This window comes from Tunturibacter psychrotolerans, assembly GCF_040359615.1.
Lineage (GTDB): Bacteria > Acidobacteriota > Terriglobia > Terriglobales > Acidobacteriaceae > Edaphobacter > Edaphobacter psychrotolerans.
Genome location: NZ_CP132942.1, coordinates 3881935 through 3897935, shown reverse-complemented (window position 1 = coordinate 3897935; position 16001 = coordinate 3881935). Strand labels below are relative to the sequence as shown.

Genomic DNA, 16001 nt, shown 5'->3' with positions numbered 1-16001 from the left:
TCCGCGCCCGCGAATCACTTCTTCAGCAGCGGCGTCACCAACGGCAGAACATTTTTCACCACAACCTGATTTCCCGCACTCGTTGCATGAGTTCTATCGGCCTGCATCATGCCGTCAACGCCGAAGACGCCCTTCAGCAGAAACGGCAAAAGAGGTACATGATACTTCGCTGCCAGCATGGCGTACGTATCGGTGAACTGCTCGATGTAATCCGGGCCATAGTCCGGCGGAAGAGTAATTCCAGCGAGCACTACCTTAGTACCACTTGCCTTGAGCGTGCCAACAATCTTATCCAGATTTGTGCGTGAATCTTCAATGCGCAGCCCACGCAGCCCATCGTTCCCGCCGAACTCCACCACGACCACTGCCGGCTTCAGCGCGAGCACTCTGTCCAGACGCTCAACGCCATCCTTGGTTGTATTGCCGCTGATGCCCTCGTTGACGACCCGGTAGTTATATCCTTCCGCATCCAAATCCGTCTGAAGATAGTCGGGATAGCTCTGCCCTAGGTCAGTCCCATAGCCCGCCGTCAAGCTGTCGCCGAAGCAAACGATCACCGGCCTCTTATCTGCCACCGCGCCTTGTGCGTTCGGCATCATCGCAACCGGAGCCTCATCTCCCGTCGTCTGTCCCGAATCCATGGTCTCAACCGGCTTCGTTGCCTTCTCGGTTCGGCAGCCACTCAGCGAAAGCGCCATCACCAGAAGAGACAAGACCGATAAAATGATTCCAGACGCCGTTCTCCGCATCTCTACAAAGTAACAAAACCGTTGTCGAAGAAGGAGAGTCCCGAAGTTGACATACCAAACCCCCATGATCGCTGTGAAAGACCTCCGCAAGTCGATCCGCAACGGCCCCCGAACCGTCGACATTCTCAAAGGACTGGACTTCACAGTTCCAAAGGGTCAGTTCGCCGCCATCATGGGCTCGAGCGGTAGCGGAAAATCCACTCTCCTCGGTCTGCTGGCGGGCCTCGACACTCCAAGCGCAGGCAGTGTTCGACTCAACGGCACCGAGATAAGCTATCTTCCGGAGGACAAACTCGCCCAGGTCCGCGGAAAAACCATCGGATTCGTCTTCCAGTCCTATCAACTGATCCCCACTCTCACGGCCCTCGAAAATGTCCTCCTTCCGCACGAGTTGAACGCCGACACAAACGAAAACGGTATCCCCCGCGCACGCGACCTGCTCTCAAGCGTCGGCCTCGCCGAACGCATGGATCACTATCCGGTCCAGTTGTCCGGCGGCGAGCAACAGCGAGTAGCGTTAGCACGAGCCTTCATCCTGCGCCCTCCCATCGTCCTAGCGGACGAGCCCACAGGAAATCTCGACACCACCAACGGCGCCCACGTGCTGGAGCTTCTTCTTAACCTCAATCGCACCGAAGGCACAACGCTCGTACTCGTAACCCACGATCCCGTCTTGGCCTCCTACGCCAACCGCCGAATCACACTGCGCGATGGGCTCATCATCGCCGACGAAATCAACCCCACCCCGGCCGACGCTACCCGCGAAGCCGCCCTGACCGAAGGCTAGTGTGGCCACTCTCTCCTATCGTTCCGCTGCGAAGATCGCTGCTCGCGAGATGCACTCCTCCCGCGGAAAATTTTTCTTCGTCATCCTCTCGGTCGCGATCGGTGTCGCCGCGCTTACGGGAGTCCGCGGCTTCTCCTCGTCCTTCCGAAGCACTCTGCTCAATCGCGCCCGCGCGATCATGGCCGCGGATCTCTCCGCAAGGATGTTTCAGCAGCCAACCCCGGACCAGCAGAAGGCGCTCGACGAGATCGCCGCAACCGGCGTCGAGATCACCCCCGTCACCGAACTCCTCTCGATGGCGTCGTCCTCGAAGACCCTCGACCCGTTGCTTGTCTCGCTCAAATCCGTAGACCCCGCGATGTACCCCTTCTACGGACAAGTAGAACTCGCCCCAACCGCCCAACTAAAAAACGTACTAACTGCGTACACCGTCGCCGTCGCTGATGATCTTCTCGTGCGGTTGAACCTCAAAGTAGGTGATCAACTCAAGATCGGCACGCAGTTTTTTCGAATCGCATCAGTCGTCGTCAACGAACCCGACCGCCTGTCAGGAAGCTTCGCAGCAGGGCCACGCGTGCTCATCTCGCGCGAAGGCCTTGAAGCCAGCGGCCTCCTCGCCCCCGGAAGCCACGCCGGCCAGCGGTATCTCTTCAAAGTCCCCAGACCCGCCAACGGCGCCCCCATCTCCGACAAAGCTGTAGCCGACCTGAAGCTGCGCCTCGAAAAACTCCTCCCCGAGGCACAGGTCATCGACTACCGCGAGACCAATCCAGCGCTCACGCAAGGCCTCGATCGCGCCACCAGCCTGCTCTCCCTCATGAGCCTCGTCGCCCTCGTCCTTGGAGCGATCGGCGTCGCCATGGCCATGCGGGCGCACCTCCAACAGCGCCTCGACACCATCGCAATCATGAAGTCTCTCGGCGCGCGCTCCGGCCAGATCATCAAAATCTACCTCCTCCAGACCCTCCTCCTCGGTCTCGCAGGTGGTCTGTTAGGCGTAGCTCTCGGCGTCGCAGTGCAGCTTAGTTTCCCCCACCTGCTGGCGCGTCTCATCCACGTCGACACCGAGTTCAATCTCCAGCCTCGCACCGTCATCACCGGCCTGACCGCCGGTCTACTCACTACACTTCTTTTCACCCTGCCACCGCTGCTGGACATTCGCGGGGTCCGCCCCATCCTGATCCTTCGCCGAGCCGTCGAAGACAACGACGATCCCTTCGTCACCGCAGCGTGGCGCAAGATCACCAAAAATCTCGCGCAGGTCGCCGCTGCAATCCTCATCCTTGCAGGACTAGCAGCCATAGCAACCACACTCAGCGACTCGCTCGTCGTAGGTGAAGTCTTCTCATTCGGCCTCGTCGCCGTTCTAGCAGTGCTCCTGCTGGCCTCGGTAGGAGTCCTCGCCGGCCTCCGCTTCTTCCTATCAAAGACACGTCTCCATCTGCCATCCTCTCTTCGCCACGGTCTCGCCAATCTCTACCGCCCCGGCAACCCCTCCGCCGCTCTCCTCGCAGCACTAGGCCTGGGCGTCATGCAGATCATGACCGTCTATCTTGTCCAACAAGCAGTCGTCTCGGAACTCCACGTCTCCGCCGCCCCCAACCTCCCCAACGTCTTCCTCATCGATATCACCAACGACGAAGTCGCCGGAATCCGAGCACTGCTCAAGTCGCAACCAAGCGTCACTGCGCCACCAGAGCTCCTTCCCGTCGTCTCATCCCGCATCGTCGAAATCGACGGCGTCCCGGCAAATGAGGCAAAGCTGAAGAACTTCCCCAAGCGAATGCTCCGCTCCATCAGCCTCACCTGGTCCGCAACCTCTCCTCCAGGAACCAAAACGGTAGAAGGGAACTGGTGGTCTATCGATGAAAAACGCCCAGTCGTCGCCATCGAAAAACGTCAGGCCGACCGGCTCGGAGTCCAGGTAGGTTCACACATCACCTTCGCCGCACAGGACACGCAGTTCGTCGCCACCGTCGTGGCTCTCACAAAATCCGACGGCCAGCATGCCTACTCGCGCGCGGAGTTCATCCTGCCACAGCCCGCACTCGCTGGCCTGCCGGTCGTCTGGTACGGCGGCGTCCATGCCGACCCCAGCCACGTTGGCGATCTCCAGCGCGCTCTCTACCACTTCTTCCCGACCGTCACGGTAATCAACGTCGCCCAGGCGCTCGAAACCGTAAGAGCCGTAGTCATGCAGATCACCTACGTCATTCAGTTTCTCGCTGCATTTTCCATTTTCGCCGGCATCATCATTCTCGCCAGCTCGATCGCCGGAACTCGCTACCGCCGCATCCGGGAAGTCGTTGTCCTCAAAACCCTAGGCGCCACACGCGCCCGCATCGCCACCGTCTTCTCCATCGAATTCGCAGTACTCGGCCTGGTTGCAGGAGCCGTCGGCATTCTCTTCGCAAACATCATCGCGCGAGTCCTGCTCAACAAACTCACCGTCGCCTACCACTTCCAATGGCTGTGGACTCTCGGCGCCCTCCTCGGAACAGCAGTCCTGACGGTTGCAACCGGCTGGGTGGCAAGCCACCGAATCCTTGGCCGAAAGCCGTTGGAAGTTCTCCGCGAAGAATAATCGTATGATGGTTCAGGAATACGGGATCCGTGAATGAAAGTGGAAGAGGAGCAGACGCTCCAGATTCATCAGCAGCAGTTTGGTCAGCAGGGGCACGCATCCGCCGCGCCAGCCCGAGTCAATCTCATCGGTGAACACACCGACTACACCGGCGGCCTGGTCATGCCCATGGCGATAGGCTTCCATACCATCGCGGTCATCGGCCCCAGGCACGACGGACTCGCCATCTTTTACTCAGCAAACTACAAAGAGGAAGCCACCTTCGAAATAGCCTCTCTAAAGCCCACCCCGCGCGGTCACTGGTCCGACTATCCCGCCGGCGTCCTGTGGGCCCTCCAACAGGAAAATATCCCTATCGATGGCTTCAGCATGACTATCGCAGGAGACGTCCCGCTTGGCGCTGGTCTAAGCTCCTCAGCCTCGGTCGAGGTGGCCACAGCAATGGCTCTTCAACACCACGCCGGAGCGAAGCTCCCACTCGAAAAACTCGCAACTCTCTGCCGGCGAGCCGAAAACGACTACGTCGGCGCAAAGTGCGGCATCATGGATCAGTTTGTCGTCGCTGGCGCCGTAGCACATCGCGCGATGCTCCTTGACTGCCGCTCCCTCACCTTCGACCTTCTGCCGTTGCCCGAACACATACGCGTCGTCATCTGCAACTCGATGGTGAAACACGCCGTCGCTACGGGCGAATATGGCGATCGCCGCGATGAAGTCGAGGCCGGTCAGGCCGTTCTTCAGCGCGAACTACCGGGTATCAATCTTCTCCGCGACGCTACTCTCGAAGATCTCGAAGCCTGCAAAAGTAAGATGTCTTCGCCCAGCTACATGCGATGCCGTCACATCATCACAGAAAATCAACGTGTGTTGGATGCACGGGAGGCGCTGCTGAACGAAGACATGAAGCGATTTGGAACCTTGATGGTTGAGGCTCACACGAGCATGCGAGATGACTTCCAAGCAAGCTGCGCTGAGATCGACACGCTGGTCGAGATCGCCATGCAGCAGCCAGAGTGTTACGGTTCCCGCATCACCGGCGGCGGGTTCGGCGGATGCACGGTGAACATCGTACGCGCTGACGCCGCCGAACAATTCGTCGCAACGCTGCAGGAACAGTACGCGGCAAAAACCGGAATCGCGGCGCAATGCTTCGTCACTGCCCCCTCCGACGGTGCGCTCGCCTTGACGGCACACGGGGGCACCCATTGATTCCTCAGGCCCAGCAAAATCCTCACCGCCGCTTCAATCCTCTCAAGCGCGAATGGGTGCTCGTCTCCCCCCATCGAACGCAGCGCCCCTGGCAAGGTCAGACTGAGTCGAAGTCAACCGAGGTCGCTCTCTCCTACGACCCCACCTGCTATCTCTGCCCCGGAAATCTTCGCGCCGGCGGCGTACGAACAGACCAATACACCAGCACCTACGTCTTCGAAAACGACTTCGCCGCATTGAAGCCAGATGCTCCGCAATTTTCGAGTGATGAAGGCGACAGGGGCCTCCTGCTGGCAGAGGGCGAAAGTGGAATATGCCGCGTCATCTGCTTCTCCCCACGTCACGACCTTACGTTGGCGAAGATGTCGGTTCCCGAAATTCGCGCAGTCGTCGATGTGTGGAGCGAACAATACGCAGAACTTGGCGCCCGCGAAGACATCCATTACGTACAAATCTTTGAGAATCGCGGAGCGATGATGGGCGCGAGTAATCCCCATCCTCACGGCCAGCTATGGGCCAGCCGTTCGATCCCCGATGAGGTCGTCTCAGAGCTGGCCGGACAACGAGACTACTTCGCTGAACACCAATCAAACCTGCTGTGCGAATACCAAAAGCTAGAAGAATCACTCGGCGAACGCGTCGTCGCGCAGAACGCAAGCTTCGTCGCCGTCGTTCCTTTCTGGGCAGTGTGGCCGTTCGAAGTGATGATTCTGCCCCGACGCCACGTCACCGATCTGCAAGCCTTCACTGAGGCTGAGCGCTCAGACTTCGCTTCCATTCTGCATTCGGTCACGGCCACTTACGATCAGGTCTTCGACACTCCGTTCCCATACTCCATGGGGCTGCATCCTGCGCCGTGCGACGAGCACGAACACCCCGAGTGGCAGTTTCACGCCCACTTTTTCCCTCCCCTGCTGCGGTCCGCCACCATTCGAAAGTTCATGGTTGGATACGAATTGCTAGGTTCGCCGCAACGGGACATCACTCCCGAATCCGCCGCGGAAACACTTCGTCAAGCGAGCCTGCGAATCCCCAGGATCTAACAGGATGTGTCTACTCCCACCAAACGAATGATTCATCCAAAAAGGGAAGGCGTCGGGAGGTCGTCATTCCAGGGCTCACAAAGCTCTGGGCCAATGTTCCTGACGTTCCCAACCTTGGGATCAACCTTCCATGCCTCCAGGGCTACGAGAGAAGGTCTCAGGAGGTCCGTTGGAGGTCTGGCAGAATCGAGCGGCTCAAGCCACCTCTGATACTCCTCTGGACGCAGAATGACAGGCATTCTTGTGTGGATGGGCTGCATCACTTCGTTAGGATCTGTAGTCAGGATGGTGTACGTCTCCAACGGTTGGCGAGTCACAGGGTCGTTCCAACTCTCCCAAAGACCTGCCATCCCGAAAAGCCGCCTATCCTTCCTCGCGATCGCCCATGACTGCGTCTTCTTCCTCTTGGTATCCAGGCCCTGCCACTCATAGAACCAATCCGCAGGGACGATGCAGCGCCGTCGTCTGAACGCCTCGCGATAGGCTGGTAATGTCGCCACGGTTTCGGCGCGTGCATTGGTCATCTTGTTTGCTGCTTTGTCGTCCTTCGAGTAGAAGGGAATCAAACCCCATCGCATAAGCGTCAGTTCGCGGTCGCCTTCTTCATCCAGTCTCACGACCGGTAGGTGAATGCTGGGAGCGACGTTGTAGTTGGGTGCTAACACGACCTTCGGACTCACCTTCTTTGCATGAAACTCGTCCGCTATCTTTTGTTTGTCTGATTTGAGCCCATATCGTCCGCACATAGAGGGATTGTAAGTCCGATACGAAAAGCGCAGCACAATTCAGCGTTCCATCCTATCCCTCATAAATCTCCGCAAATCTTCACGAGTCTGTTCCAGCATTCAGTTCTGTATGCGAGAATTCTCAGGTCAACACTCCACCCCAATGCTCGTATCTTGCCAGGAGCAATCGATATGCCCGAAGAGATCGTAAAAGTTTTAACCTTTGAAATCGAACGTGACGGGGACTCAGCCGTTGTGAAATGTCACGGCCGATTCGTAGCAGGCACCACCGAAGAGCTCTACCAAGAGGTGAAGCATCTTCTGCCTCAGTTGAAACTGGTAGTGATTGACTTACAAGACTTGACCTATGTGGACAGCATGGGACTTGGCGCGTTGGTGCGACTGTACTCAACTGCCAAGCAAACGGGATGCGAGTTCAAACTGCTTCACCTTGGGAAGCAGCTTCGAAACGTGCTGAAGATGACAAATCTTCTTTCCGTCTTCGGCCAGGCGGAGGACCACGGCATCAACATCGCCTGATTTGTCCTTGTTTGGCGTTATTGTCGTTTTGTGGATTGCTCGCGACTAATAGCGCCTGGACGCTCCCGCTAGCAGGTTCCGCTAACACCGGTGAGCAGGCCATTTGTGAATGTGATAGTTCCGCATGGCAGTTTCACTGTGTGAGTCAAGCCTTTTTCGCCATTGGTTGCGATATGCGACCCAATCAAATCGATCGTGCCCTGTCCTACCGCCGAGGTCCCGCCGGTGACCTGAATACGTGCGTCGTAGTCGATTGCATTGCCCGAAGAGTGAAGATCAATGTAGGGCGCAGTGGTAGCACTGTTGCCCACTTCTACACCTGCAGCGGCGCCCCCAATGAACAACTCCTGGTTGTTGATCACGAGAGGTCCATTGACAGTCGTACGACCCTGCGTCGTGTTGCCGTTAGAGCAGGTACTGAAGACGTTCGTTCCAGAAGTGAACGAAACCGCTAAACACTGTGCCTGGTTGAATCCCGGCGGAGAAAAGGCATAAAGCTGTGTCGCAAACGGGTGCGAGGCCGATCCGTCGGAATAGCTGGAATCAAACTGCAACGGAATCGAGCTGCAGTTCGCTGTCGCTGTTGCTCTGCACGTTGCAGCCTGATGCAAACCAATAGGAGGTCCGCCCCCTCCGGGAAACCCGACCAGAACCCCGTCATCGTAAGCAAACGGAACCCAAAATCCATGATGCCAACCGGAGTGAGGAGCCCCTACTGATCGTTGATCCTGCACGGTAAAGGCGGAGACCATCGCGTTGCCCCCGCCGGCAGTCGCCGTATAGCCAAGATATGGTCCGCGGCTGAAGTTTGAGTTTGGCAAAACGGTACTGTCCGAGCCAGAGTTGTTGAACATATTCAACTCAATTCCTTGAGCCTGCACGAGAGGATCGTGATTACCTACCTGGACAATAGCGTTGATCGCCTCCAGCCCGTAATGCTCATCCTTCTCCGAACTAACGACAATAGGAACCATCCCAACACACGCGCCATTCGAAGACGCCGTGCCCGTCGTGTAATTGCAATTATGGGCTCCGTAAAAAGGGGAGGCATCGTTCGGCCCCTTATCGTTGATTTCAATGTGGAGCGCGGGGGTGAGCCGCAAATCAGCCTGCGCTCCGGGATTGGTCGTCGCGGGAGACGTGTCCGTCAGTGGGATAGACAACTCCGGGTTCTGGAAGGTGCGGGCGCTCGAATCGCCAGTAAGATTTACCTTGCCCGACAACACTTGAGGTGAAGCGGTTGGGTTCTGCACGAGGCAATTCGTCGCAGCCGCTGCACGTGGATTATCGCTTGTGGTCTGCGCAGACGCCACGCTCCCTAATAGGACGAGAAATCCGATAGGTTGAATGATTTTTTGAATCGACATGATGGCTCCTGCCTGTCACGAGCGGTCGGTTTCTCCCGAGTCTATCCCAGCCGTTGCAGCGACGCTCTTCGCGAATCGATGCTCCCCAGCCGCCGCCGCTTTCGCAGAAGTCGCCATTCCTTCCGATTTAGCTTGCCGCAGCGGCGTGGCCTCATCGCAGTCGTTAGCCGGTCAAACTGGAGTGAGCCTCTCTGCCGCAAGTAAATACCACAAAGGTGGTACTCCCCTCCCCAAACTGGTATGGGATTATTCTTTGCGCCTCCCCGGAGCAAAATCATGATGCCGAAATGCCCAGAATGTATAAGCCAAGGTGAAGTCCGACGGTCCCATCGTCATCCACTCGATAAGATCTTGAGCATGATCTTTCTCTATCCGTTCCGATGTGATCGTTGCGACCGTCGCTTCTTCCGCTTTCAGAAGCCGTCGTATCAGCACGCGATGCCGAGATAAATCAGCAATAGAAGCAACAGAATCATCGCAATACCATCGTGAGTTGAGATTACGAGGGAGCCTTCTTGCGCTAGCTTGGCCTAGCGTGTGCGAGGCGGTTTATTCGTGCTGTCATAGGTGATGTCGATCTTCCCATTGTCGCGGCTTTCAAGGCTATAGGGCCACTCCGTAGTGTAGTTCCCATCCGGCAGCCGGCGACGATAGCTTGTCACCTTGTCGCCGATGTAGACGCCGCCTGACCCAGCGATGACAAAGCCGCTCGCGGCCCTTGAAGATGCGTTTACGTTCTTTTCAACATAACCATTGGAATCGGAGACGCACCCCATAAACACATTGTCGTTGCCCTTGTCGAAGAAACCATTGGTATAGCTATCTTCCGTTTCGACAGCCGTTATGATGTTCCGTGCGCCCGATACGTACACCGCGGCCTCAGTTCCCACGGTTCCCCCATTCCAGATCACTTCACCGGAGGTGAACCGGTCATTCGAACCTGCGAGGTGAATCCCGGCTGTGCCGTTCCGCTCGATCTGAAAATTAGTGAATCCACTATTCGTGCCTTCTGTGTAAATGCCATAGACGCCGTTATCGAACACATAGAAGTTGTCGAAAAACAGCATGTAATTAAAAGCATTAATGTGAATGCCATCCCCCGAGCAATGCGAAAACATGACCTCCTCTACATGGCCCCATTTTTGAGCATTGACCGGAGCCGTTTCCTTACTGGCGGTGTTCCACTCCGCCGGCCCGGTGGACGTAGGAGCAACGAAAAAGCAATTGCCGCTCCCTCCCTTTTCAGAGTTACCATCAAGCGTCAGGCCAGTGATGCTGAAGTTGAACGCGTCTACAGGCACGGTCAGAACATTTGCCGCGGTATGTGGCTTCAGCAACAGGACAGAAGTGCCCCATCCATCGCCCTTCATATGCACATAGGACCGGAGTGTGAGTCCTGTGGTGATATAGACACCCGCCGGGAAGTAGAGGACACACCCGTTGTGCGGAAGAGCGCGCGCCACACACGCCGACATCGCGGAATTGATGGCTGCCGTGTCGTCGGCACTCCCATCACCTCTGGCCCCGTACTTAGCAACGCTGATCGCAGATACCCCGATCGGCGCGACGGTCGCGGCGACACCAATCCCTACGTTGCCTGTTGTCGGCTCCGCTGTCTGAGCACGAATGGAGCAGGGGAACAGCAAAGTACTCAACACAAATACCGACAGACAACTCGAAACGCGCTTCATCGTATGCCTCTGATGACGGCCCATGGACAAAGCAATTCTAAGAGGGGAAGGACTACAGGGATGTCATCAAAATGTCATCCCTTTGCCTTATCTTCCGCGGTCAAGCCGCGCGTCGGCCATCGCGTCAGGACATCCGCCGACCACGCCTCAATCGCTCAAACTGGCCAAATTTCTTGTGTCCCATAACAGTGCGAGTTGGAACCGCATTGAGTGGACTCGTAAAATTTGATGTCTATTGTGGGAGCAAACTCGAAAGAGGAATTGCACTGTTTTGAACGCCATACCCCATGCCATTCGGATGAAAGTTGTCGGTGGAGTAGAACGTTGGCAGCAAGAAGTCCGGGTGTGCCGGGTAGGCCATCGCCTGATCAAAATCAGCTACGGCGACGACGCCGGGGAGTTGTGAACCTGTCGTTCGGATCCATGCATTCACTGCACGGCGTTCGGTAGATCCTGGGTTCTCTGGGCCGGGGTTGATATCTCCGTTATATGGATCGGCCGCAGTCGGCACCAGCGCATCGGTGGTGCAATATTCCGCAGGCGGGATTGTAGCGAGGACTACTCGTACGCCTGCTGCCGATGCTTGTGCCACGATGTTCGTCAGCGATGCCTCTACGGCGGAGGCCGAAACGCAGTCAATTCGAAGATCAACGCCACCGGTGTAGATGACGACGGATTTGATACCGGGCTGCTCTAGCACGTCATGTTTGAAGCGATCTATCCCTGCAACGGATGAACCGCCGGCGGTCAGTGCATCTTCTCCTGCAGGATTGCCCAACAGGCCCGCATTGAGCACGCCCAGACTGTAACCGGCAGTATTGAGCGAACGCGCCAACCAGTCGGTCGGTCGGTCGTTATTCTGCGTCGGCACGAATACGTTCGGAATCGGATAGGAGTTGCCGCTCCCGATGTCCGAATTATGCCCGTCCACCGAAGAGCTGCCAAAGAAGGCTATAGTGCCGGCGAAAGGACCGTATGCCTCGACACTGGTCATCAGGAACCACTCTGTGACGGCTTGGTTGAAAGAAGCCCCGCCCGCGTCGGTCGTCGTATCGCCAGCCCCGTTAGGTGTTGCGAAGTTGTTTGACACTTGAGAATCATGCTCTGTAAGCGGTGGGTAAGTCCCTGTCACATACATGGACACGGCGAGCCACTGGCCAAAAGTGTACGTAACCTTCACAGGATCGGAGTCGATTTCCTGGTTGGGCTGCAGCGTAACGGAAGTGCTGCCGTTGAACGTGAGAGCTGCATCGTGCGTAGGATCGATTGCTCGCGTGGCTGCTGCTGTAAGGGCGACGGCAAGTCGCGCAGATCCAATCGTGATAGGTGTCGTGCCGAAGTAGTTTGAAAAGTGCACTCGCTCTTCCGTAGCCCCAATGGTCGGAAGGATCATGAAGCGGAAGCTCTGCTCATTCCCACCCGGGTCTTCCGGACTTGACAAAGCATTCTGTGGAGACGCACCCCACGCTACTACCCACTGCGAAGCCGCGGATGCTGATGCCACGGTGGTGGGGGGCTGTGAGCCGGAACAGCCCACCAACGATGTTAGTACGGCTAGCGCGACGACCGACAACCAGCGAAAAGACTTCACCATTTGGAAGACGTGTCATAGCGAAAAAAAGTTTACGCGTAACGTTAGAAGGTCGCTCAGAGCCGAAGAAAATTTGGTGCCCCAAGACAGCGCGAGTTGGAACCGTTTTTCTAGCAACCTCCTAAAACTCGATGCGCTTTCGTCAACACCTCTGGTTTTAGGCAAGATAGATGCTTTCGGTATTCGGAGTTCGTTGATTCGAGTACTTAGAGTCTCGTTGACCACACAGAACAGAGGGTTATGAAGCGCTTCTTGCAACGATACTTTCGGATCCTAATCAGTATGGAACACATGAAGGTCGCCGCCTTAATGTTGGATAAGAACTGTCATCGCGCACAGTGTGCTTCCGCCGACTTCTCGTCCTCAGGTGCAATGACTGGTCACGAACCGACCTCATTCGATCTGGAAACTCGTCTCATTCCCTGCGCTGCAATACCGCAAGTCAGGTTTCGGACCGATGTATTGAACTTTCATGCAAATAGTCAACCATTGATGATGCGTCGAAACGTCGTCATACTCTACGCGGCCCGTAAAGTACATATCATAGGCCCCACTCTTAACCTTGTCGTAGGCTAATTGTGGCAATGGCCGATCCTCACGTGGATGCATCGCAACATGTCCAAGGGGTCCGATTATGGGCAACGGTATGCCAGGAACCGCGTTAGAAGCCTTCGAGACAATATTGTTGATCTGGCTCTGATTCGCGTCACGGGGCAGTACCGTTCCGCCTAAAAAGGCCGCCTTCACGTTGAGAGCCGGTGTTTTACCGCTATTCGAGAAGATCACTGTCGCCTCTGGGTTGCGGCCTGGCTCGAAACTGATTAACTCGAAATCCTCGATTGCAATCCAGGCCCGCCTTTCCAACCTATAGTTTTCCTTTGTTTCGTCCAGCGTCTTCTTAAACGACTTCTCAGACGATAGCCGCGCCTTCTCAAGCAATAACGCTTGAGTGTTCAACGTTTGCGCCGCCTTCTGCATCCCGTCACTTATAGACTCAGCACTCTCTGCAAAGCGTTGGGCAGCTATCGCGTTTCGCTCGGATGCTTGAATGAGTTTGTCAGTCTGCTTTCCACCGTCTGTCATGATCTGAGTCTGGGCATACATAATCAAGACTTGGAATACCGCGCACACTACCAGCGCCAGCGTGAATACTGCAATCAGCCAGTGAGGTCTTCCAGACTCATGCGATCCTTCTCCGCCACTCTTATGGCCTAAAAATTTGACAGGCATAGCTGTATCTCAGGGTAAGTGTATTGAACTACCAGACCTGGGACAGAGGACAGAGTTTACGGAGTTTTGAATAGATCGTTGCTCGGTCGGAAGATATGAACAACCCGCCGAAGCAATAAAAGTATGGGAGATAACACCGTAAGTCAATGGCTGTTCCTCTAACGGAGGCTACCTCGGCCTCTTAGAAGGTCGCTCAGAGGCGATGCAAGTATGGTGTCCCCGATGAGATTCGAACTCATGTTATCGCCGTGAAAGGGCGGTGTCCTGGGCCGGGCTAGACGACGGGGACACTCCAGGTTGATGGCGTCGGCAGGCCACCCGCGCCACTCCCAACGCTAACAAGGCACTCAGTCTCTGTCAAAAACTGGCGCGCCGCAACCACGCACGGCATACTGGTAGGGATGCCCGCGCAACTCCACACCATTCAATCGAGTGCCACACCATCGACTCGTCGCAGTTTCAGGTATCTCGACGCTCTTACGACCGCTTTCGTCGTCATCCTGCTCGTATCCAACCTCATCGCACAAAAGGTCTGCCTTTTCGGTCCATTCTCCATCGGCCCATGGTCCATCGGCCCATTCGCTATCAGCGGAGCGGTCATTCTGTTCCCCATCACCTACATCTTCGGAGATGTCTTCACCGAGGTCTACGGCTTCGCAGCCTCACGCCGCGCCATCTGGCTGGGCTTCTTCGGCACCGCACTCCTCTATCTCATCGGAGCCATAGTCATCGCGCTGCCCTCCGCACCGGGCTGGCGTAACCAGCAGGCCTTCTCTACCGTCTTCGGCTTCATCCCGCGCATTCTGGCCGCTAGCCTCATCGCCTTCTGGGCCGGCGAATTCGCCAACTCCTACACCATGGCGCGGCTTAAGCTGTTCACCAACGGACGCAGGCTCTGGACCCGCACCATCGGTTCCACCGTCGTCGGCCAGGCGGTCGACACGATTCTCGTTATCACACTGACCTTCGGCGGAATTTATCCTGCCCGCACCCTGGTCAACATCATCCTCACCGGCTACACCCTGAAGGTCGGCTACGAGGTAATTGCCACTCCGATCACGTATCTTGTCATAAACTGGCTGAAACGCGTTGAGCACTCCGACGCGTTTGATCGTCACGAAAGCTTCAATCCGTTTTCATTTGCTGAAAAAAGCACTCTGGACGTCTGACATACGGCCCCGGAATCCCCCTGGCTCGGTTCAAAAAGTCTTTAGATACATATTCCGAACCTTTCGTGAGGAGATGGTCATCTAAACTGAAATCCTGAGATGTTGCCGGTAAAACGTTGATCCGCAGAATCTTGCGCCTGCAAAATCTTCCTGCCCACCGCTTATTGCAACTCTCTCGGTGGCTTGTCGTCGAAGTTGTCGCTTGTGAAGGAGAAGTTCTGTGCCTCTGATTCTGAACACACCCCGCGTCCTTCCTATCCTTGTCTGCGCCGCTGCATGCCTGGTCGCAGGTTGCAAGCCCGCCGCTGCTCCGCCTCCCCCAATGCAGGCGATGCCGGTCCAGGTAGCGCCCGTATCGCTTTCGCCTGTACCCAACTCCGACACCTACGTCGCCACCATCAAGAGCCGCCGCTCCTCCACCATGCAGCCGCAGGTCGACGGAAACATCGTCAAGATCTTCGTGAAGTCAGGCGACGTGGTGAAGCCCGGCCAGGTGCTCATGCGCATCGATCCCTTGAAGCAGATGGCCTCGGTCCAGTCGCAGCAGGGAACTCAGGCGCAGAAGAAGGCCCTCTACGACTACAACAAGATCGAAGTCGAACGGCAGCGTAAACTCTTCGAAGCCGGAGTCGTCTCGCGCGATACGTATGATCAGGCCAACCAGGCCTTCGAGAACTCCAAGGCCGACTACGACTCCAACGCCGCCCTCACCGACACTCAGAAGCAGCAACTCGCCTACTACGACATCCGCGCCCCCTTCAACGGCGTCGTTGGCGACATCCCCGTCCACCTTGGCGACTACGTCTCTCCTACCACCCTCCTCACGACGGTAGATGAGAACGCCGACCTCGAAGCCTACATCTACATCCCCACCGAGCGAGCCTCGGAAATTCGCAAGGGACTCCCCGTCGCGATCATCGACACAGCAGGCAATGTTCTCGCGAAATCGACCATCAACTTCCTCTCGCCTCAAGTTGATAACGGTTTGCAGAGCATCCTCGCCAAGGCAGATATCCCTCGCACCGCCCAGCTCCTTCGCAACCAGCAGCTGGTCAAGGCCCGCGTCACCTGGAGCACAGCCCCTGCTCCCACGATCCCTGTCCTTGCTGTCAGCCTCGTAGGCGGCCAGACCTTCGTCTACGTCGCCACGCCCAAAGGTGACGGGTACGTCGCTCACCAAGTGCCGGTGACAGTTGGCGAAACCGTCGGCAATACCTATCCCGTTCGCGCCGGTCTCAAGACCGGAGAAAAAGTGATCACCTCGGGCCTGCAGTTTTTGCAGGAAGGCGCGCCGGTCAAGCCCCTGGGTTAAGCAA

The 16001-nt window shown here is 56.7% G+C and carries 13 protein-coding genes and 1 tRNA gene; 7 read left to right on the top strand and 7 right to left on the bottom strand.

The annotated features are described in order from the left end of the window. Window positions 1-14: 14 nt before the first annotated feature. Entirely contained in the window at window positions 15-713 is a 699-nt protein-coding gene (locus RBB77_RS16190) for an arylesterase (RefSeq protein ID WP_353062776.1), read from the bottom strand. Between the two features lie 100 nt (window positions 714-813). Here RBB77_RS16190 and RBB77_RS16185 point away from each other — a divergent pair, with 100 nt between their 5' ends. The 4 genes from RBB77_RS16185 to RBB77_RS16170 are packed head-to-tail and all read left to right on the top strand — an operon-like array spanning window position 814 to window position 6372. Further along, the gene (locus RBB77_RS16185; protein ID WP_353067647.1) at window positions 814-1536 is read left to right on the top strand and encodes an ABC transporter ATP-binding protein; all 723 of its coding nucleotides are present in this window, start codon (window positions 814-816) and stop codon (window positions 1534-1536) included. Between the two features lies 1 nt (window position 1537). Further along, window positions 1538-4120: an ABC transporter permease gene (locus tag RBB77_RS16180; RefSeq protein ID WP_353062775.1), complete on the top strand. Its 2583-nt coding sequence runs from the start codon at window positions 1538-1540 to the stop codon at window positions 4118-4120. 33 nt (window positions 4121-4153) lie between these two features. Further along, complete coding sequence (gene galK / locus RBB77_RS16175; protein ID WP_353062774.1) at window positions 4154-5329, top strand: galactokinase; 1176 nt, start codon at window positions 4154-4156, stop codon at window positions 5327-5329. Further along, a complete protein-coding gene (locus RBB77_RS16170) occupies window positions 5326-6372 on the top strand; it encodes a UDP-glucose--hexose-1-phosphate uridylyltransferase (RefSeq protein WP_353062773.1) in 1047 nt (348 codons plus the stop codon). Before galK ends, RBB77_RS16170 begins: the two co-directional genes overlap by 4 nt. A 32-nt stretch (window positions 6373-6404) precedes the next feature. Here RBB77_RS16170 and RBB77_RS16165 read toward each other — a convergent pair whose 3' ends face one another. After that, window positions 6405-7154 (bottom strand): SOS response-associated peptidase, encoded by a 750-nt coding sequence (locus tag RBB77_RS16165; RefSeq protein WP_353062772.1) that lies wholly within the window; start codon window positions 7152-7154, stop codon window positions 6405-6407. Window positions 7155-7289: 135 nt separating this feature from the next. Between RBB77_RS16165 and RBB77_RS16160 the strand changes: the two genes are divergently transcribed. Further along, window positions 7290-7637, top strand: a complete 348-nt coding sequence (locus tag RBB77_RS16160; RefSeq protein WP_353062771.1) for an STAS domain-containing protein — start codon at window positions 7290-7292, stop codon at window positions 7635-7637. 68 nt (window positions 7638-7705) lie between these two features. Here RBB77_RS16160 and RBB77_RS16155 read toward each other — a convergent pair whose 3' ends face one another. The 5 genes from RBB77_RS16155 to RBB77_RS16135 all read right to left on the bottom strand — a co-directional run bounded on the left by RBB77_RS16155 (window position 7706) and on the right by RBB77_RS16135 (window position 13805). Further along, window positions 7706-9004 carry a hypothetical protein gene (locus RBB77_RS16155; RefSeq protein ID WP_353062770.1) on the bottom strand — a complete coding sequence of 433 codons (1299 nt, stop codon included), beginning with the start codon at window positions 9002-9004 and terminating at the stop codon, window positions 7706-7708. Window positions 9005-9534: 530 nt separating this feature from the next. Next, a complete protein-coding gene (locus tag RBB77_RS16150) occupies window positions 9535-10695 on the bottom strand; it encodes a right-handed parallel beta-helix repeat-containing protein (RefSeq protein WP_353062769.1) in 1161 nt (386 codons plus the stop codon). A gap of 232 nt (window positions 10696-10927) precedes the next feature. After that, a complete protein-coding gene (locus tag RBB77_RS16145; protein WP_353062768.1) occupies window positions 10928-12289 on the bottom strand; it encodes a GDSL-type esterase/lipase family protein in 1362 nt (453 codons plus the stop codon). Between the two features lie 390 nt (window positions 12290-12679). Next, entirely contained in the window at window positions 12680-13516 is an 837-nt protein-coding gene (locus tag RBB77_RS16140) for a hypothetical protein (protein ID WP_353062767.1), read from the bottom strand. Between the two features lie 211 nt (window positions 13517-13727). Further along, window positions 13728-13805: transfer RNA gene (locus RBB77_RS16135), tRNA-Glu, on the bottom strand. Between the two features lie 112 nt (window positions 13806-13917). On the opposite strand from RBB77_RS16135, the gene RBB77_RS16130 reads away from it, so the two are divergent. Next, window positions 13918-14685 carry a queuosine precursor transporter gene (locus RBB77_RS16130; RefSeq protein WP_353062766.1) on the top strand — a complete coding sequence of 256 codons (768 nt, stop codon included), beginning with the start codon at window positions 13918-13920 and terminating at the stop codon, window positions 14683-14685. A 220-nt stretch (window positions 14686-14905) separates the two neighbouring features. Next, complete coding sequence (locus RBB77_RS16125) at window positions 14906-15997, top strand: efflux RND transporter periplasmic adaptor subunit (RefSeq protein WP_353062765.1); 1092 nt, start codon at window positions 14906-14908, stop codon at window positions 15995-15997. The last annotated feature ends 4 nt before the right edge of the window (window positions 15998-16001 follow it).